The 19,007-nt window shown below is 57.4% G+C and carries 15 protein-coding genes; 8 read left to right on the top strand and 7 right to left on the bottom strand.

Going from position 1 to position 19,007, the window contains the following annotated elements; translation table 11 throughout:
• The first annotated feature begins 16 nt into the window (after nt 1-16).
• The 4 genes from AC812_RS17030 to AC812_RS01650 all read left to right on the top strand — a co-directional run bounded on the left by AC812_RS17030 (nt 17) and on the right by AC812_RS01650 (nt 6,248).
• Complete coding sequence (locus AC812_RS17030; RefSeq protein WP_169787244.1) at nt 17-1,291, top strand: peptidylprolyl isomerase; 1,275 nt, start codon at nt 17-19, stop codon at nt 1,289-1,291.
• Nucleotides 1,292-1,299: 8 nt separating this feature from the next.
• Complete coding sequence (locus AC812_RS01640; RefSeq protein WP_061913107.1) at nt 1,300-2,613, top strand: PrsW family glutamic-type intramembrane protease; 1,314 nt, start codon at nt 1,300-1,302, stop codon at nt 2,611-2,613.
• Complete coding sequence (locus AC812_RS01645; protein ID WP_061913108.1) at nt 2,588-3,241, top strand: DedA family protein; 654 nt, start codon at nt 2,588-2,590, stop codon at nt 3,239-3,241. Before AC812_RS01640 ends, AC812_RS01645 begins: the two co-directional genes overlap by 26 nt.
• Nucleotides 3,242-3,623: 382 nt before the next feature.
• A complete protein-coding gene (locus tag AC812_RS01650) occupies nt 3,624-6,248 on the top strand; it encodes a PKD domain-containing protein (protein ID WP_061913109.1) in 2,625 nt (874 codons plus the stop codon).
• A 58-nt stretch (nt 6,249-6,306) separates the two neighbouring features.
• Here AC812_RS01650 and AC812_RS01655 read toward each other — a convergent pair whose 3' ends face one another.
• Nucleotides 6,307-7,947 carry a CapA family protein gene (locus tag AC812_RS01655; RefSeq protein WP_061913110.1) on the bottom strand — a complete coding sequence of 547 codons (1,641 nt, stop codon included), beginning with the start codon at nt 7,945-7,947 and terminating at the stop codon, nt 6,307-6,309.
• A 28-nt stretch (nt 7,948-7,975) separates the two neighbouring features.
• Between AC812_RS01655 and AC812_RS01660 the strand changes: the two genes are divergently transcribed.
• Nucleotides 7,976-8,545, top strand: coding sequence for a GrpB family protein (locus AC812_RS01660; protein ID WP_061913168.1), 570 nt, complete (start codon nt 7,976-7,978; stop codon nt 8,543-8,545).
• Nucleotides 8,546-8,570: 25 nt separating this feature from the next.
• On the opposite strand, the gene AC812_RS01665 is transcribed toward AC812_RS01660, so the two are convergent.
• Both AC812_RS01665 and AC812_RS01670 read right to left on the bottom strand, forming a co-directional pair.
• Nucleotides 8,571-10,157, bottom strand: coding sequence for a hypothetical protein (locus AC812_RS01665; protein WP_061913111.1), 1,587 nt, complete (start codon nt 10,155-10,157; stop codon nt 8,571-8,573).
• A 108-nt stretch (nt 10,158-10,265) separates the two neighbouring features.
• A complete protein-coding gene (locus AC812_RS01670) occupies nt 10,266-11,360 on the bottom strand; it encodes a site-2 protease family protein (protein WP_061913112.1) in 1,095 nt (364 codons plus the stop codon).
• 401 nt (nt 11,361-11,761) lie between these two features.
• Here AC812_RS01670 and AC812_RS01675 point away from each other — a divergent pair, with 401 nt between their 5' ends.
• Nucleotides 11,762-12,661, top strand: a complete 900-nt coding sequence (locus tag AC812_RS01675) for a VOC family protein (RefSeq protein ID WP_061913113.1) — start codon at nt 11,762-11,764, stop codon at nt 12,659-12,661.
• A gap of 141 nt (nt 12,662-12,802) precedes the next feature.
• On the opposite strand, the gene surE is transcribed toward AC812_RS01675, so the two are convergent.
• The 4 genes from surE to AC812_RS01695 all read right to left on the bottom strand — a co-directional run bounded on the left by surE (nt 12,803) and on the right by AC812_RS01695 (nt 17,187).
• On the bottom strand, nt 12,803-13,603 hold the full coding sequence (gene surE / locus AC812_RS01680; protein WP_061913114.1) for a 5'/3'-nucleotidase SurE: 801 nt from the start codon (nt 13,601-13,603) through the stop codon (nt 12,803-12,805).
• A gap of 250 nt (nt 13,604-13,853) precedes the next feature.
• Complete coding sequence (gene cyaB / locus AC812_RS01685; protein ID WP_061913115.1) at nt 13,854-14,468, bottom strand: class IV adenylate cyclase; 615 nt, start codon at nt 14,466-14,468, stop codon at nt 13,854-13,856.
• Nucleotides 14,465-14,878 (bottom strand): hypothetical protein, encoded by a 414-nt coding sequence (locus tag AC812_RS01690; protein WP_061913116.1) that lies wholly within the window; start codon nt 14,876-14,878, stop codon nt 14,465-14,467. Before AC812_RS01690 ends, cyaB begins: the two co-directional genes overlap by 4 nt.
• Entirely contained in the window at nt 14,869-17,187 is a 2,319-nt protein-coding gene (locus tag AC812_RS01695; protein ID WP_061913117.1) for an ArnT family glycosyltransferase, read from the bottom strand. The genes AC812_RS01690 and AC812_RS01695 overlap by 10 nt, the downstream gene beginning before the upstream one ends.
• 173 nt (nt 17,188-17,360) lie before the next feature.
• On the opposite strand from AC812_RS01695, the gene AC812_RS01700 reads away from it, so the two are divergent.
• Both AC812_RS01700 and AC812_RS01705 read left to right on the top strand, forming a co-directional pair.
• Nucleotides 17,361-18,128, top strand: coding sequence for a prolipoprotein diacylglyceryl transferase family protein (locus AC812_RS01700; protein WP_061913118.1), 768 nt, complete (start codon nt 17,361-17,363; stop codon nt 18,126-18,128).
• Nucleotides 18,129-18,141: 13 nt separating this feature from the next.
• Complete coding sequence (locus tag AC812_RS01705) at nt 18,142-19,005, top strand: nitrilase-related carbon-nitrogen hydrolase (RefSeq protein ID WP_061913119.1); 864 nt, start codon at nt 18,142-18,144, stop codon at nt 19,003-19,005.
• The last annotated feature ends 2 nt before the right edge of the window (nt 19,006-19,007 follow it).

Genomic DNA, 19,007 nt, shown 5'->3' on the forward strand with positions numbered 1-19,007 from the left:
TTTTAGGTACTCAGTGATGAAGAAACACCCCTTGTTGTGGATTGTCCTGTTGATTGCCCTTGTGCTTTCGGCGTGTGCGCCGGCTGCCACTTCAACCCCGGCCGAGCCGACCGCCGTGCCTACTCGCACACCCCGCCCGATGCCGGAAGGCACACCGATGGCCTGTACCCTGTTCAGTCTGTTCCCCGAACCGCGTGACCCGGCATCGGTTAAACTGCCGCCGGTCAGCGATGCCGATTGGTCGCGCGGCGCAAAGAATGCCCGCCTGACACTGATTGAATACAGCGATTTTCAGTGCCCGTACTGCTCGCTGGCAGCTGGCTACTTGAAGGAATTTGAGCAAGCCAACCCCGATCAGGTACGGGTTGTCTTCCGCCATTTTCCGCTGACCTCGCACGATAAGGCGCTGCTGGCCGCTCAGGCAGCCGAGGCCGCCGGCTTGCAGGGCAAATTCTGGGAAATGCACGACTTTCTGTTCGATCAGGCTAACTGGCAGGTGTGGACGGCTCAGTCCAAAGCCGACTTTGAAAAGTGGCTGAATGAGCAGGCCGCTTCCATCGGACTGGATGCCGCCCGCTTCGGCCGAGACCTCAATTCCGAGGCAGTCGTCCGCAAAGTGGAAGGCACTTTCCAAAATGGCATGGACATGGGGCTGACCGGCACCCCTTCCCTGTTCGTCTTGATTGACGGTGAATTGATCTTCGTCCCCGAAGATCAGGTGCCGTATGACCCGGCCACGCTGGATGCCATCCTCAAACTCGCCACGCTGCGGGATATTCAGTTTGACCGCTGCCCGCCCATGGTGATTGATCAAAACAAACAATACACCGCCACGCTCAAAACCGAGAAGGGCGACATCAAAATCCGCCTGTTTGCCGATAAAGCCCCATTGGCGGTCAATTCGTTCGTCTTTCTGGCACGGATGGGCTACTTTGACGGGATGATCTTCCACCGCGTCCTGCCTGACTTTGTCGCGCAGACCGGCGATCCTTCCGGCACCGGCTTTGGTGGTCCCGGTTACCAATTCGCCAATGAGATCAGCGAAGATCTGAAATACGACCGGCCCGGTCTGGTGGGCATGGCCAATGCCGGGCCGGATACCAACGGCAGCCAGTTCTTCATCACTTACGCAGCCCTGCCGCAACTGGACGGCGGCTACACCATCTTTGGCGAAGTGATTGAGGGCATGGACGTGGCCAAAGCTCTGACGGCCCGTGACCCGGCCAGCGCCGCCCCGCAGGACCTGCCGCCCGGCGATAAAATTCTTTCGGTGATCATCGAAGAGCAGTAAACCGCCTGATGCAGAGCAAAGTCGAACCCGGCTGGCGTTTCTGGCTGTTGATGGTGCTGTTTGGAGGCGGCGCGGCCCTCTCGCTTGGCGTGGCGCTACTGTTTCTACTGCTCGGTCTGGCCATGACCACCCCCCTGCTCGCTCTGCCAGCGGGTTCGGCGGTTTCTTTTCTGAACATTGCCTTTACCAGCGGGCTGGTTGGGGTGGTGATGCTGCTGGGGTTATCCTCCCTGTTGCGAACACCGCCCCCGCCGGCTGCCGTAGCTGCTGCCAGCCGCCGCCGGCTGGCGCTGGCCAGTCTGGCGATGATCCTGTGGCTGCCGCTGGTCGGTCTCTTTCGGATTGTGGAGACTTCGCCGCTGGTGTGGCTGTTTCTGCCGCCGCTGGTGGTGATTGGCGCAGCCATCCCGGCCTGGTGGCTGGTCGAGATTGCCCGGCGCGGGCTGGATGTTCTGCCGCGTGGGCGCGGCTGGCAGATTCTCTCCACCTCGCTGGCGCTGACCATCCCGTTGACGCTGGTGCTTTCGCTGGTCATGCTGGCGGTTTTCGTGGTTGTGCTGGGCGTCTATCTCAATACGCAGCCGCAACTGCTGGCGGATTTGCAACAATTTTTTGAACAATTCGACCCGGCTCAGATGGATATGCAGCAGCTGGAAGCCCTTGCCAATCAGGTGCTTTCCAACCCGGTCATCGTCGCCCTGTTGATCAGCCTGGTAGCCGGGGTTACGCCGATGCTCGAAGAACTGCTTAAACCGCTGGCCCTGTGGTTATACGCCGGCGACCGCCTGACTCCCGCCCAGGGTTTTGTGGGTGGGGCGTTGTGCGGGGCAGCCTTTGGGCTGTGGGAAAATTTGAGCGCGCTGGCCGGGGCCGGTGAGGGCAGCGGGGTGCTGATTCTGGTGGCGCGGGTCGGCTCGCTGCTGCTGCACACCACCGCGACGGCCGTGTTGGGCTGGGGGCTGGCCTCGTTCTGGGCGCAGCGCCGTTATCTCGGCCGGCTGATCGGCGCTTACCTGCTGGCGGTTGGGCTGCATGCCTTCTGGAATCTGTTCGGCGTGCTGAGCGCCGTACCGGTCACTCCCCAATTACCGCTGATCAGTCGTCTGCCGGCCTCGCCGGAGACTTTTAATCCGCTCTGGCTGGCGCTGCCGGGCATGGCATTGCTCAATCTATTTCTGCTGGTGGGATTAAACCGCCGCTTGCAGGTTGAAACCAGGCGGATGATGGCTGCTGCGGTGTCTGGCGATAATTCGCCCGCCCCGACGGACGATACCTTTATAAAACAGGAAAATTGGAATGGATTGGATTCGGCTGGCAATTGATTTTGTACTGCACATTGACCATTATCTGGATGTGATCATCCGCAGTGTGGGGATTGGCACCTACGGCGTCTTGTTTTTGATCATCTTCATCGAAACCGGGCTGGTGGTGACGCCGTTCCTGCCGGGCGATTCGCTCTTGTTTGCGGCGGGGGCTTTTTCCGCCAAGGGTTCGCTGGAAGTGCTGCCGCTCTGGCTGCTGCTGATGGCTGCCGCCGTAATCGGTGACAGTGCCAATTACTGGATCGGCAACAAGGTTGGTTCGCGGGTGTTTGAAGAGGATACCCGCTGGGTCAAGCGGGAGTATCTGGAACGCACCCAAAAATTTTACGAAAAACACGGTGGCAAGACCATACTGCTGGCGCGCTTTGTACCGATTGTACGTACTTTTGCGCCGTTTGTCGCCGGCATTGGCAAGATGCGCTATGGTTACTTTCTCACCTACAACATCGTCGGCGGGACGCTGTGGGTCAGCCTGTTTCTGTGGGGCGGGTACTTCTTCGGCGGGCTGCCGTTTGTGGAAAAGAACTTTTCGCTGGTGATCATTGCGATTGTGCTGATCTCGGTGCTGCCGGCGGTGTGGGAGACGCTCAAAGCCCGGCGGGAGAAGCGCGCCGCGGCGGTCGAGTAAAGCCATTACGCAGGCGGGGGGGGAGATTCTCCTGCACTGGCGAGTGTTGTTGCGTTCGGAGTAACGTCAAAGGGTTTACGTCATTGCGCGCCGCCGCAGGCGGCGTGGCGGTCTCCTGCCTCACTCCCAGCGCTGTGGGCAAGTTTCATGACGTTCGGGGTAGTGGAATGCGTGTGGGGAAAAACGGTCGCAAATTTAGTCAAAACCGCCCTTCTCACATACCCCGTTGAATTTCCAATTCTTAAGTTCTATAATCAAAGAAAACCATATTTACTTCACAAATTGTCCTGTATAATGCCCGATTAAACCCTGGAGGGAATCAGACCTTCAAAGGTAGCCGGGTTGGTGCTCGAAATGGCTGCTTGTGGGAGGGGAGGCATCCATGAAACGCTTGTTATCTTCACTCGTGATCGTAGTCTGCTGTTTATCAGCATGTGTGGATATTCCTTCGCAATTCGGCGTTGATCTTAATGTAGAAACCAGCAGTGAACTGGGTCCGGATACCCTCGCCCGCATTGACGCCGTCAACCAGACTCTGGCAACCGGTGTGGAAGTTGGACCGGAAACCCGCCAGGTGGTTCGTGAACTCAACGAAACCATTCGCCAGGGGGTCAAGGCCGGTTTTGACGAAGCCACACTCTCGCGCGTGGATGACCTGCTGCGGGTGGTCGAGGATGGCTTGAAGATTGGACTGGACCAAGAAACGCTGGACAGCATCAACGGAATCGTGGACGCCATGGACCGCATGCCCGGTAACTGGGAAATTGCTGCCACCGAAATTGTGCGCACGCTGGAACGCAGCGGCGGTACCCTCGCCGGGCGGATGGCGGATGAAGTCAAAACCGTGATGAACGAAGCCCGGTTGAACATGCAGCAGATGACCGCCATTGCCGGGACGGAATTCCGCTGCAATGTGGATTTTCTCGGCTCCAAGGCCGGGGCAACCGTCAACGAATTCATCGGCCGCAGCATCATCGGCCGCTTGAAGAACATCCTCTCCGGTAAGCCGGCAAAGGAAGAAATTCCGACACCGTGGGTGTGTCAGGTCATCCCGGAGCGCATCGAACTGATTCAGGTGGGCGGGCGGTTGATCTTTCAAGACGGTATTTTGACCCTGACCGGTTATAACTACGTGGAGGCAAACTCTCCGCGTGCCTACGTGGTGGATGAAGCCGGCAACCGGCTTGAGTCCATTCAGTTATTCCCCTACCGCACCAGCCCATATCAAATCCAGCTCAACCTGCAGGATTTGGATTTCAGCGCCATTCCGCCCCGTTCGCGGATTGTCTTTCAATGGCCGAACGTTCCGGAAACCAGCGGGGTGGCCATTCTGATGCCGGCGGTCAACCCTCCGGTGGCACGCTTTACATTCAGTCCCGCCGGCGGGAGCGCACCGTTGACCGTCCAGTTTACCGACACTTCTACCGGCGACCCCTCGCAGTGGTCCTGGTCGTTTGGGGATGGGGCAACCTCCAACGAACGCAATCCCACCCACACCTTCATGGAAGCCCGGCGTTATGAAGTTCAATTGACGGTTTCCAATCCGCTGGGTTCTTCAACCGTTTCGGAAGTGCTGGTGGTGGGCGAGCAGCTGGCGGCTGATTTCACCTTTACCCCCCGGCAGGGCGATGCTCCGCTGATCGTTGAATTTACCGATCGTTCGAGCGGCAACCCGACTGCATGGGAATGGGATTTCGGCGACGGCGAACGCTCCACCGAGCGCAACCCCATTCACGTGTATAATGTCCCCAATCCGGAGGGTTACACCGTGACTTTACGGGTGAGCAATGCGCAGGGAAGTGCGCTCAAAACCAACCCCGACCGGGTCATCGTCAAGGAGAAACTGGATGCCGATTTTACCGCCGATACCACCAGTGGGCGCGCGCCGCTGACCGTCAGGTTCCGCGATACTTCCAAAGGCAGCCAAATCACTGGCTGGTTGTGGGATTTTGGCGACGGCACTACCTCGACCGAGCGCAACCCCACCCACACCTTCACCGAAAACAGCCTCTACGATGTAAGCCTGACCGTTACCAACCCTGAAGGGCAAACCAGCACCGAGGTCAAACGTGGTTACATCAACGCCTTCAAACTGGTCTACCTGCGTCCGGGCTTCATCACCATTCCTGTTTTCTCCGTGCTCAATGATTTACAGGCCTACACGCCGTCCTTCTCACTGGCAATGGGCGGTGAACAAAAGGACACCGGCATTTCTTCTGATCGCTATGTGTGCGGGATCATCGGTATTTCCGCCGTGGAGGGAGACATTCAGGAAGACGATGCCGGGGATATCCTCAAAGCATATCTGTTCCGGCAGTACAGCCCGGCGCTCGGAAAAGACTCGTGGTGGGTGACGGCTGACTTCCGCACTCACCGTGACAGAAAAGAACGCTGGAATATCAAACTGCTCTGTCTTGACCGAAAAACGGAGAATAGCGCTTTTGTGTACCGGGAATACACCGGCATGGAAGGCGGAAAACAGCACCTGACCGGACTCTCAACAGCGGACTACTTCTTCTGCGGGGTGGTGGGGCAGGCTGCTTTGTTCGGTGATATTCAGGAGAGCGGCGTTCAACCGGTGGTCTGGCAGGCGTATCTGGACGGCAGCGGCCCGGAGTGGAAAATCGTTGTGGATTTTGCCACCCACGGTGTTAACGAAACCTGGAATGTCAATGTGCTCTGCCTCAAGCGAGGTTCGTATCTGGCAACCGATAAACCGGCTTTTGTGACTCAGCATTTCAATTACCTGGCTCTGCCGGAGCCGCGCTTCCGCACCAGCATCCCGGTCAACGATTATTCCTGCGGTTTGGTGGGTGTTTCTGCCGAAAGGGGCGATATTCAAGAGAATGACCGGCAGCCGATTTTGCTGCTTGCCGACATGATCCCGGATGGCAGTATCTGGGCAATCCGCACCTATTTCGCCTGGCACAATAAAGCCCCCGACTGGCAGGTGGACATGCTGTGTATCCACAATGAATACGTCAAGGGTGAAATTCCACCCCCGTAAACAATCGGCCCGGCCAAACTCTTCCGAGGCGGTTGGGGGTTCAACCGCCTCAACTTTTTTACCACCCGCTTGCCGCAAAGATGCTTTCCAGCAAGGCCTGTCGTTCCTCGGTGGTCATCGGACGCGAGCGCAGAAAATCCTCGAAGCGCAGGGTGAGCAGTTGCGTGCCGATGTACCGCCCTTCGTAGAAAACATGCCGGTCAACGAAGGCGCGCTCGAATGGTTCGCCCATCGAATACTGGTCAAAGAACAGGTTGCCCAACCCGTAGTGCAGAAAACTGCCGTCGTAAAATTCCATAGCCTGCGGCAGGTGCCCCTGACTGCCGGAGACAACCACCGCCCCCGCCTGAGCGACGCGCTCAAAATCTTCCACCGCTTGCGGCCGGGCGCTGAAGGTTTCGTATTCAAGGTGCGAAAAGGTTACAATCGGCAGGTAGCCCTCCGCCCGCAGGCGGGCAATTTCGGCGGTCAGCCGGTCGAAATCGCACAACACTGCGCCGGGGGACTCGGCTGAAGCCTTGGCGTAAGCCGGTCCTTTGGCGTTACAGCCGATGAAAGCGATGCGGTTGCCGTTGTGATCAAACAACGCCGGCTGCCAGCTCTCTTCCAGTGTTGCGCCGCCGCCGTAAGTCTGCCAGCCACGCCGGTGGTACTCTTGCAGGGTGAACAGCACATCCTCCGGCTGAGCGTCAATAAAGTGATCACCGGTCATCTCGACCACATCGGTGCCGACGGCTTCCAGCAGTTCAATCCAGCGGATGTCGCTGCACGGAAAGATGATCACTCCGGTTTCGTTCAACCCCTCCTCAGGTGGCGAACAATTCTCCCGGAAGGCCACTTCGTTGTTGATGTGGGTAATGTCCGCTTCTTTGAGCCAGTCGGTTACTTCGCCCAGGGCGTATTCCACCCCGTGCAGGCGCAGATACAGCGCGGTGGCGCGCACCAGTGCCGTGACACCGGTCACCGCCACAACCGTCATCCGGTTTTCATCACGGTTGCCGGGCGGTATGCCGGCAGCCAGTTCCCCGGCATGGCTACCGCTCAAGGCATAGGGAATGGCCAGCGCGTAACCGGCTTCATCCAGACCGCGTTGCAGGGGTGAGAGACCGTCCACTGCCAGCACTTTCAGTTCGGGTTCAAGGCGCTCGAAGGGGACAATGCCGCGCGCTTCGGGTTGCTGCCAGAGCGCTTGCGTCATTCCCCCAAGCGGCACAACCCGAACGGTTGACTCGCCGGGCGCTCCCCACCAGCCGGTCAACATTGCCAGCGTATCGGGTTCAACCAGCAGAGGAAAAGCCGGATCGTCCAATCCATACCACGCCCGCTGCAGGCTGACCGAGGTGATCCCGTCCTCCACCGTAGCAAAGCGGGCAACCAGCGCGTACACCCACCGGCCGGCCGGCAGTCCTTCCTCCCCCAGCCGCAGCTGAACATCGGCATCTGCAGAATGCTCGCTCAATTGCCAGCCGTTCGGCAATTGAACCGCCCCGCGCAAGCCGGGAGGCAGATGATCGTCCAGCCACACCCGCCGGGATGGCGAGGCTATCGGCTGTGGTTCATTGATCTTTGTTTGGGGCTGGAAAGGCGTGGGAGTCTCAATGCTGTTTAGATAAATCGGACGAAAGGAGGAAACTTCCGGTAAAATCTGGCAGCCAGCCAGCCACACAATCCACAGCAGGTACCATAAATTGCGTTTCATGGGCAGAATTATAGAATATAATCAACCCATGACCGTCGAAATCACCCCTTACAAAAGTGAATGGAAGACAGAATTTGAGCAAATTGCCGCATTCTTGCGGCAGGTGTTAGGAGATACGGCACTGCGCATTGACCACATCGGCTCAACGGCCGTGCCGGGGCTGGACGCCAAGGATATCCTCGATATTCAAGTAACGGTAAAAGCGCTGGACGAAACCGTGATGAACGCCTTGACCACAGCCGGTTTCATTCACCGCGCCGACGTTACCGGTGATCACCTGCCGCCCGGCCGGGATGAAGACGAAGCCAGCTGGCGGAAGTGGTTGTTCAAACCGCCGCCCGGCTGGCGTGAGGTTAACCTGCATGTGCGCCTTGCAGGTGCGCCCAATCAGCGCTATGCGCTGCTGTTCCGCGAATTTTTACGTTCGCACCCCTTGTTTGCTCAGGCCTATGCGCGCCTGAAATGGGGTCTGGCTGCCCACATGCCTGACCGCCACACCTATTCGGATGTCAAAGACCCCGCCGTGGATTTGATTATTCTGGCAGCCGAGGAATGGGCCGCCCAAACCGGCTGGCAGCTTCCGCCCCCCGATGCCTGAACCATCCCCCTGATGACAACGGCGCTTACGGGGCGATCACCTGCTGCTGGACGGTTTCCGGCAGTTCGGGCGAAAAGTCCCGCAGGTTTTGTCGGATTTCATTCACCTGTGCAGGACGCAGGGCGTAGAATGCCACCGTATCGCTGGTACAGACGATGTTGTCGGCGATCCGCCAGCGGCCAACCTCGACCCAGCCGGCCGGTTTGGAATACAGGTCAAACCACTCCGGGTAGAGAATAGCCAGCGCTGCCCCCTCGGATTGGGCGAGATCATCCACGTTGGCGAAATTCCAGCTGCCCTCCTGCCACCAGCGGCCGGTTTGGCGGTTAGCCAGCCCGAGGATGTCAATCAGGTGTATATCGGCGTAATAACTGATTGCGCCGATGTCATTGGCAACAATCCTCTGGCCGTTGTAAAAGCGGCTGACAAAGCGCGCCATTTGTACCTGCTGTTCGTGAATGTTGCGCACGGCCAGGGGGTATGCCGAAAAGGCGTTACCGCCGCGGTAAGCCAGCGGAAGCAGCAAAAGCAGGGTGAGCATCAGTGCGGCTGCGTTCAACGGCGTGAAGCGCTCCTGCGGCCGGCTTTGCAGCCATTTGAGCAGCACTCCCAGCAGCTCCATCAGCAGCAAGCTGCCGGTAAAAACCAGATAGGCCTCATAACGGAAGAACCAGCCAACCCTGGCCAGTTGCAGATGCAGGCTGAACATGCCCACAAATAAACCCACCCGCCAGCGCTGGGGCGAATTGAGCAGTCCGAGACCCTCGCCCAGCCCAAAGGCGAGCAGCACCGCCACAATCAGCCCGAACAGGGCCGGCGTATCCAGCAGGTTGTAAATTCCCTGGGTTAGAAATTGAGCCAGCCCCGCGGCAGAAGACACATCCACCACGCTTTTGACCAGCACCGAATTGGGGAAAAATGCCCAGCCGTTGGCGAGCGAAATCAGTCCGTAGAGGGTCATCAGCGAAGCACCCGCCGCAGCCAGGGTCACTGCGGCACGCAGGCGTTTTTGCCAGAGCAGGGCAAGCCCCACCCAGAACAGGAGAAACAGGCCTTCGTAGCGGGTGACGGGCAGCAGCGCACATAAAGCCAACAAACCCCAACCCGGCCGGTTTGACCGTTCTGGCGCGGCTAGCAGTTCAGAGGCTGACCAGAGCACCGCCGCGCTCAGCAGGGCGTGCAGGGCGTGTTCCATACCGGTTAAGGCCAGCACCGGCAGGGGGGTGAAGAGCAGCACCAGAATGACCAGCACGACCTGCACCAGCCGCCGCCCGCTGTTTGCCAGCAGGCGCTGAGCCATCAGCAGGGCGGCCGCTCCTGCCAGCAGGCTGAGCAGCAGGGCAGCCCAGTCGCGCACACCCCCCAGCCGGAAGATGACTCCTAGCAGCAAAGTCCACAACGGGGAGGAACTGGCCGAGGTGAAGGGGCTGAGATCCACACTCCAGTGTCCATCTTCGGCAAAATGGCGGGCAATTGCCATGTGAATGAAGGCGTCGTCCACCGGATAACCGATTTGCCCGCCAGTGTTATTCAGAGCTTGCCAGAACAGGGTCAGGGCCAGCAGCAGGTAGAGAAACAGGGGCAGCAGGTCAAGAAGTGTGTTTTTCTTCATCGCAAATGATGGTCTCTGATGAGATTATACATCCCAAGACCCGAATCAAAATCCGTAAGGGCTTACAACGCCCTTACGGATGAGGTGCTTGAATTCCGCCGGGTATTCTTAGCGGGCGGCTGCAGCGCGCTTTTCCAGCGCCGAGCGAATCATCAAAAACTCACCAATGTTTTCCATGGTGACCAACCCGACCAGCTGCCCGTCGGCTACTACTGGCAGGGTGTGGCACTCGCGTTCCTGCAATTTGCGCGAGACTTCTTCCAGCATGTCGTTGATGTGGGCGCTTTCGAATTTACAGTCCATCGCCGCCGAAACCGGGGCGTTCTGCCCCAGCCGCTGAAGGGCATCCACCAGACTTTTGCGGGTCAAAATTCCCACTACGCGGTCACCCGAAAGCACGGGGAAGTCCTGCTGGGTACTGCTCATCAGCAGTTCAATGGCGCGGCTGAGCGGCTCGCCTTCCTGCAGGGTACGGAAATCGGTGACCATTGCCTGCGAAACCGGAATCCCGCTGAGGGCCGATTTCATCTGTACCATGCTGGCTTCCTGGGCTGCGCCGATATAGACAAAGAAGGCGATGAACACCAGAAACGGATTGGTAAACAGACCGATGAAGCCAAACACAAACGCCAGGGCTTGACCGAGGGTGGCGGCTGCCTGAGTAGCCTGAGTGTAGGGCAGGCGGGTTGCCAGCAAAGCCCGCACCACCCGTCCGCCGTCCATTGGGAAGGCCGGAATCAGGTTGAAGCCCGCCAGAAACAGGTTAACCACCATCAATCTTTCAAGGAACGGCCCGCCGGTCATGCTCAGCGAACCGATTGGCTGCAATGTGCCGGTCAACAGCAACCCGATGAACAACACCGCTGAGATGACCACATTCACCAGCGGGCCGGCCAGCGCCACCCACAATTCCTGCATCGGTTTTTCCGGCATGCGTTCCAGTCGGGCTACACCGCCGATGGGCAGCAGGGTGATGTCTTTGGTTTGAATGCCAAAACGACGGGCGGCAAGGGCGTGGCCGAGTTCATGCAGCACCACACACAAAAACAACGCCAGTAAAAAGCCAACCCCCACGGCTACCGCGTTGAGCGAACGCCCCACCAGATAGTAACTGAATGCCACCCAGCCCAAAATCAACAGGAAAGTGGCATGGATTTGAATATCAATTCCTGCCACCCGTGCAATTTTCAACGACCATTTCATTTCTCATCCTCACTCACTTAAACTTTACTTGAACAATCAATGTCCATACGGATAACCTTATCTTACTATATTGATGAGTAAGTATCAATTTTTGATTAACGATCTGTATAAAGCATGTTAGTGAGCAAGTAAACTTCGTTGATGTTGAGAATGTATCTCCAAAGACAAAGGAGGTTACAATGTCCGAATGGATTTTCAATGATGAAAAAACAGCTCGAAGAAACACCATCAGATGATTCTTAACATGAAAATTTGATGAAAAGTTGCCTCTTGACTAGAACAAATATTCTGATAAAATGGATGTATATAATCCAAATTAAGATTCGTCCTGATCACGCATCCTCTCACCTCTCAGATGAATCCCTTACCGGCAATACCGGACCACCAAAGGAGTAAAAGGTATGAATCCGATAAACCGTAAAATTGTTCCGTTTCTCTGGTATAACCAGGAAGCTGGCGAAGCAGCAAAGCTTTACCTGCACGCTTTTCCAGATTCGTCTCTTCGCAGTGTCACCACCTTTACTGAGACCCCCTCCGGCACTGTGAAAATTTATGCAGCCGATCTTTGGGACAGCGAGTTCCATTTGATGAGCGCCGGCCCGGAGTTTAAATTCACGCCGGTAATTTCTTTCCTGGTGGCTTGTAGTAGCGCAGCGGAGGTTGACAGTGTCTGGCAAAAACTCTCGCCGGAAGGTTCTGTGCTGATGGAACTGGGAAGTTATCCATTTAGTGAACGCTTTGGGTGGTTGCAGGATAAATACGGCGTATCGTGGCAGATGATGTTGTTTTCGGGAGATCGGCCCATCCGCCAGAGAATGATCCCGTTTTTGATGTTTACCGGTCAACAGTTCGGCCGGGCAGAAGAAGCCATTCGTTTCTACGCCTCAATATTTCCGAACAGCGGTGTGGAGGAAATTCAACATTATGAAAAAGGAGAAGAACCAAATCAGCCCGGCACGGTTAAATTTGCCGAATTTACCCTGCATGGGCAGTCGTTTGCCGCCATAGACAGTTCCTATGAGCATGGTTTCACTTTCAATGAAGCCATTTCGTTTGTGGTGAATTGCGAAACGCAAGAAGAAATTGATTATTATTGGGAAAAACTTTCGGCTGATCCCGAGGCGGAGATGTGCGGCTGGCTGAAGGATCGTTTTGGTGTATCATGGCAGATCGTCCCAACAATTATGTATGAAATGCAGCAGACAAATGACCCCATCCGGTTGACACGCTTGACCAGGGCCTTTCTCCAAATGAAGAAATTTGATATTGCTGCCTTAGAAAGGGCTTATGAAGGCAGCTGATCGGTTAATTGAATTGGAGTGGATTTTTTCCGGCGGTAGAACCGGCCAGTGGTTTGGATAAGGGAGAAATCCGTTAATTGAATAAAATTCCTGCAGCCATCCTGTTCGTTGGGTGGCTGCAGTGCCGTGTGCGTTTTTCTGTTACGCCGACTCCAAAAGAGGATGACCGATTTCCTGATCCCACTCCCATTGATTCAATTCGGGGAAGAGGGAGTAGGCGGTCAGGTCGAGTTTAAGAGGGGTGATCGAAACAAAACCATCCGCCACGGCGCCGATGTCGCTGCCCCGTTCGGGAATGCCGGTTGGCGAGTCCCCGCTGATCCAGTAATACGGGCGGCCGCGCGGGTCTACCCGCGAATCGAGTTTGTCGTGATACACGCGCAGTCCCATCCGGGTCAGACGGTAACCTTTGATTTGATTCATCGGTAAAAAGGGAATGTTGACATTCAGTAAATTCCCTTCCGGCAGGCCGTTCTGAATGACGGCGCGGGTGATCTGGCGGGCAACCTGCTCGGCAGCCTGAAAATCGGCCAGGGTGAGGTGGTTTTTGGGTGAATCGAGCGAGAAAGCAATCGCCGGCAGTCCCCAAATGGCTGCTTCCATCGCCGCGGTAACTGTCCCGGAGTAGGTGACATCATGCCCAAGGTTGGCGTAGGGGTTAATTCCGGAAACCACCAGATCCACTTTTTCGCCCAAAAAATTGCAGATTGCCAGTGCCACGCAGTCCGAAGGTGCGCCGTCAGTGGCAAAGGCGGAGGTGCCGTCTTCCAACGGCATTTCTTTGACTCGCAACGGCCGGTCAAGTGTTTTGACATGCCCGGAAGCCGACCAGTTGCGGTCAGGGGCCAGCACACTGACCTTGCCGAGCGGTCTGACCGCCTGCGCCAGCGCCAGCAGCCCCGGCGCGTGAATGCCGTCATCATTGGTGACCAGAATGTGCATGAGATTTCCTCCCGTCCAGAATGTGCCTTGCGGTTCGGTTTCTGTGGCTAAAACGCAGCCAAGGCCTGATCTTATCTTACCTGCCCAAGATTAGCAAACCACAAAAAATGGATTAAGAACAGGTAAAAAATCTTTTAATGCTCAAAACAAATCGGTTGGGCAGTGTTTCCACGTCACCCCAACAAAGCCCTGATGAGGTTGCGTCTATGGGTTGAACCTGATCTTGCCGGAACGAAATAAAAGGTCGTGATCACGCGTCCGCATAAGTGATGCCGATGATCCGCAGGTCAACCGGATTCTGGCGGAAGTTCTCGAAGGTCAAATCGCGCAGGCTCAGGCCGCTGACGGTTTTCAACTGCTCGAACAAGGTGTAGTACCCCATGGCGATGCGGGCTTCCCAGTTCAGGTTAAGTCGCCGGGCCATCTGGTGAATCGTGTCTGCATCCGGCGCTTCGATTTCACAAAACAGCCCGAAAGGCATCTCATCCAGCACAATTTCAGCCTCTCCCAGCCGGTAGGTGGTGCGGTACTTTTCATACATCATGCTGACCTGATAGCCCAATGCTTCCAACAACCGCCGGCAAGCCTCCGCATCGCTGACCTCCACCTCCACTTCCTGACGGACGGCAACTTCGGCTCCGGCTTGACCGGCGCCCTTGTAGGTGAGCAGGGGGCGGCCATCCTGACGCAGGCGCAGGACGCGGTGAGCGCGGGTCAGGCTGCCATCCGGCAGGTCGAAACGCCAGTTGAGTTCATGGTGCCTTGGCTTCACCTGTACCGCACCGATGTTTTCCAGTCTCCGGCGGAAGGCGGACAGATCACGCAGAAAAAACTTGGCTTCAATTTCCATGTCGTTGTGATTCATGTGGCTCTCCATTCTTTCCATAACACCCAACCCGCCAGCGCAACCAGCAGCACCGAAGCCGCCAAACTGAACGGCAGGTTGAACCACTGCGGCGAGCGGGCAAAAACCAGCCGCTCAAACCAGTCCCAGCCCAGCCAGAGAACGAGCGTCAGGGTAGCCAGCCCGACTCCCCAGCGGCGACCCAGCCATAGACCCACCGCGGCGGGGAACCCCAATATGCCAAAGAACACACCGCTGGCGATGAAGTAACCCATTCCCAGCGGGAGGTCGAGCCGGCTGTAAAAATCCGCATTGCGGAGCGTTTCAGCCAGCCTCAGCCAGCCGCCAAGCCCGATGAACAAATTGGCGAAGGCGATCACCTTCAAGCCGAATGAACGCTTGCGCCGGGGAGGGAGCTGGTTTATTGCCATCGCACATCCCACAGGTGGACGTGGGCGCTTTCGCCGTCACGGGTGCTGTAAATCTCAATGTCTATCTGACTGGCGGTCAGTTCTGTATCGAACAGCACGGTAACTTCGCGCGGATCGGGGGTTTCTTCTTTTTCGGCCTCAAACCGGCGCGGATTTTGACCATCCGGCGGATAGACCCACACCACCACCCTGCCCGGCACCCCGCCGATCCGCGTCGTCAGCGCTTTCAGGCTCTGCGGTGTATCGAAAAACAGGTTGAGGACGAGCGGATTGGCTTCCAGCGTGCGGATCAGCGTACCCGGTTGCCCGTCGAAGGCGTGTTCAATTTCGCCCATGTCCAGTCGGGAATAGCGCACATTCAGCAGTGTCCCGTCATTCAAACGCAGCGCTTTTTCCTGCAAGGCGCGCCGTTCCTGCCGTTCCTGCTCAAAGAGGTCTTGGGCATTTTCGACATAGCGCAGGCGCACAAAGTAGAATCCGGTTTTGCCGTTGGGGTAATTCAACCTGCGCTCCACCTGAACGTCGGTGAATTTGTTGCTTTCCTGAACCTTTTGCCATTCCTCCGGAATCATGACGAAGCGGGTGTTTTCGGCCAGCGGCTGATAATCGTTCAGATAGCCTTCAATGCTGCCCAGCCGGAAGGGCAACGGGTCGTCGAAGAAGAAACGCGCGATCACATCGGTACCATTTGCCCAGGAAGGCGAAACCACCAGATCCACGCCGGGGTTTTGGCTGAGGTAGTCGCTGACTTCGGCAAACAACTGGCGAGCGCCCCACTGTAACCCGCTCAGCCCATAATCACTTGACCAGAATGGCGCGTGATTCAAGGCATCCTGCAGCATGGAAAAGGCGGCAATGGTAAGAAGGAGGAACAGAACGAGGCTCAGCCAGACCGTCCAGTTGGGACGCGGCCAGCGCTTCTGCAAGCGGCGGCTGAGCCAGTGAATCACGCTTTCCAGTCCCAGCCCGCCCAATAATGCCGCCGGGATGACCATGAACAGCGCCCGGGTGATACCCAGTTTGACCAGTGCCGCTCCGCTGGGAGCAGCCAAAAGAGCCAGTAGAATCAGCCGGTACTCGCTTCGGCGCAGATTTTGCAACGTCCGCCCCAAACCCACCGTCACAAATGGCAGGCTGATCCAGCCCAGATGACCGTAACCCTTCATCACATGGCGAATCAACTCGCCGGTCTGCGGAATGAACCAGTACAGGGGATTCAGCCCGCTCACGTACTCGCTCAGGTAAATACCCACTTTTTGAAGCGGGGTGCGGTCGGACAGCCAGTAGGAATTGAGCAGGGTCAGGTGGCGAGTCATTTCGCCGGGGTGTTCGATTTGGAAACGCAGGTAGGGCAGGGCAAACATGGCCACCAGTCCCAGCGCCAGTAACAAACGGCGGCGCTGCTGCCAGTGGTAGTGCCAATCGGAAATGAGCAGAAACAGAGACAGGCTGATGATCACCATTTGCGCCGGGCTGTAGCTGTAAAAAGTCAGGGCTGCTGCGCAGACGGCCCCGTAAATCCACGCCGGTTGACCTTCCCGGTAGCGCCAGTAGGCGTACAGAAAGACCGCAAAGAAGGTCACCGCCAGACCGACTTCAAAGGCCGTGCGGGAGTGTAAAAACCAGGCCGGCATTACGGCAAGCAGCAGAGCCGCCCCCCAGCCAAACGGACTGCCGAACCCCCTGCGCAGCAACAGGCCAACCGAAAGGGCTGCCAGCAAACTGATGACGGCCGGAACGGCGCGGGTGACCCACACCGATTTGCCGAACCACAGGTAGGGCAGTACCTGCACGTAAACCGAAAGGCTCAGGTTGTACATCGAGCCGTTCGGGAAGTAGGCCGGTAAAAATTCGCCGTTGTAACCGCGAAAACCATCCCGCACCAGATCGGCTGCCAGCACGGTTTGGACGGCTTCATCGGTGAAGAAGTAGACCGGAAAATCCGGCAGAGCGATCAGGCGGGTGGCGAGGTAGACCAGCAAGGCCAGCCCCAGCAGAAAGGACGGCAGATGAGCTGTCGTCCTTTCCCACCGGCTGGGGTGGGGTTGAACCTCTCCGGTTGGGGCTTCAAGCCAGTCCGGCAGGGGTAAGGGCGGGTTCGCAAAGGTCAGCGTATGGCTTTCCAGCCTTTTGCCCTCCGGTGAGCGGCTTTCGATGGTCAGGTGCAGGGTAGTATGGGCGGGCACTTCCACCTGCATCCGCAGGTGAACTTCGGCTGAGGGGGAGGCTGCTTCGCCTTCCGGCGGGGTTGGAAGGGAGTCGGGGCTATTTTGCGGCTGGAAATCGGGGGAAGATTCGGCTGCACACATTGCTACTGGGATTATAGCATGAGGCGAACTAATCGCCTCTCATCCAGATGCGTTTGGGATAAAAGGTATCGGCTGGCGGGCGGAAAATTTCGCGGAAAGGTGTTGATCTACCCCTTTCTACAACAGCATATTTGGTTTGTTCCTCTCCTTCCATAGTGCTATAATCCAAAACGATGAACCTCTTTTCGCTGATGGTCGGAATAGGCGCATCGCTGGGTCTGCTGCAAGTCTGGCGGGACGCGCCGCCGCGCAGGGAGTTTGCCTGGCTGCTGAACGGCTGGCTGATTCTGCTGACGGCGCTGATCGGCGGGCGGGCCGGTTTCGTCTGGCTCAACCCGCACCTGTTTGCCGGGGACTGGCAGGCGGCGCTGCGTTTTTGGGAAGGCGGGCTGATTTTTCCCACTGCCTTACTGGCGGTTCTACTGATGATTCCCCTTCTGACCATCCTCCGTCGTCTATCCATCCCGCAGGCGGCCGATCTCACCATTCTTCTGCTCATCCCCCTGGCGGTGAGCCTGTGGCTGGGTTGCGGTGTAGCCGGATGCGCTTACGGCATGGCACTGACCGATCAGTATCCCTGGGCGCTGCCGGTGCTCGATTCGGACGGCACACTGACTTACCGTTTGCCGCTGCCCTATCTGGCGGCGTTCGTCCTTCTGCTGATTGCCCGCCCGGTGGAGAAGAAAGCTATCGAACTTCAAATACCGGGGGCACGCGCCAGTTTGCTCGGTTTTGTGCTGGGTGTGCACACCTTAATCTTTTCCTCGTGGCGTGCCGATGCCGTACCCACCTTTCAAAACATTCGGCTGGATTTGGCTGTCGGTACGCTGTTAGCCGTGATTGGCCTGTTCGGCGCGCTGGTGATTGAGGTTATCCGTCTTTCCAAAGCCCTCAACCGCCGCCGTCTCTCTGCCAGACGCCCCCCTCATCCTTCTACTTAGGAAAAAGCAACCCATGAGATTGACGCTCGGATTGGCTCAAATCAATACCGTGCTGGGCAAGCCGGAAGCAAACCTCGAAAAACACCTCGCCCTTGCCCGGCAAGCCGCTCAGGATGGAGCGGATTTGCTCATCTTCCCCGAACTTTCACTGACCGGTTATGTGCTGCAAGACCTGACCGCGGCGGTGGCTCACCGCCCGCAGGCCGATGACCCGCTCTTCCAACCGCTGCTGGAAGCCTCTCGCAAGATTGACTTACTGGTGGGCTTCGTGGAAGAAGACACCCGTAACCGTTTTTACATCGCTGCCGCCTATCTTTCCAAAGGGGAAGTATGCCACGTTCATCGCAAGGTGTATTTACCCACCTACGGGCTGTTTGACGAGGGGCGTTTCTTCGCCTGGGGAGATGCGATTCAGGCGTTTGAAACCCGTTTTGGGCGGGCGGGGATACTGATCTGCGAGGACTTCTGGCACGCTTCGCCGCCTTACCTGCTGTGGCTGGACGGCGCCGACCTGTTTCTGTTTACCTCCGCTTCGCCAGGGCGCGGCCTGAACAGTGCGCCAATTCTCGAATCGGCACGCTGGGTGGAGCACATCAACCACGCCTACGCCAGTTTGTTTACCGCTTTTGTGGCACACACCAACCGGGTGGGTTACGAGGACGGCCTGAATTTTTGGGGCGGCTCAACCGTCTTTGACCCGAACGGGGAATTGATTGTGCAGGCCCCCTACTTTGAAGAGGGAGTCACGCTGGCAGAATTAGACCTCAATCAACTGCACCGCACCCGCGCCCGTCTGCCGCTTTTGCGCGACGAACGCACCGCCCTCGTCCAGCGCGAACTGAACCGCATCCTCACCAGCCGCACCTCCGGCAGATAAAA

Origin of the sequence: Bellilinea caldifistulae (genome assembly GCF_001306055.1) — a bacterium.
GTDB lineage: Bacteria > Chloroflexota > Anaerolineae > Anaerolineales > Anaerolineaceae > Bellilinea > Bellilinea caldifistulae.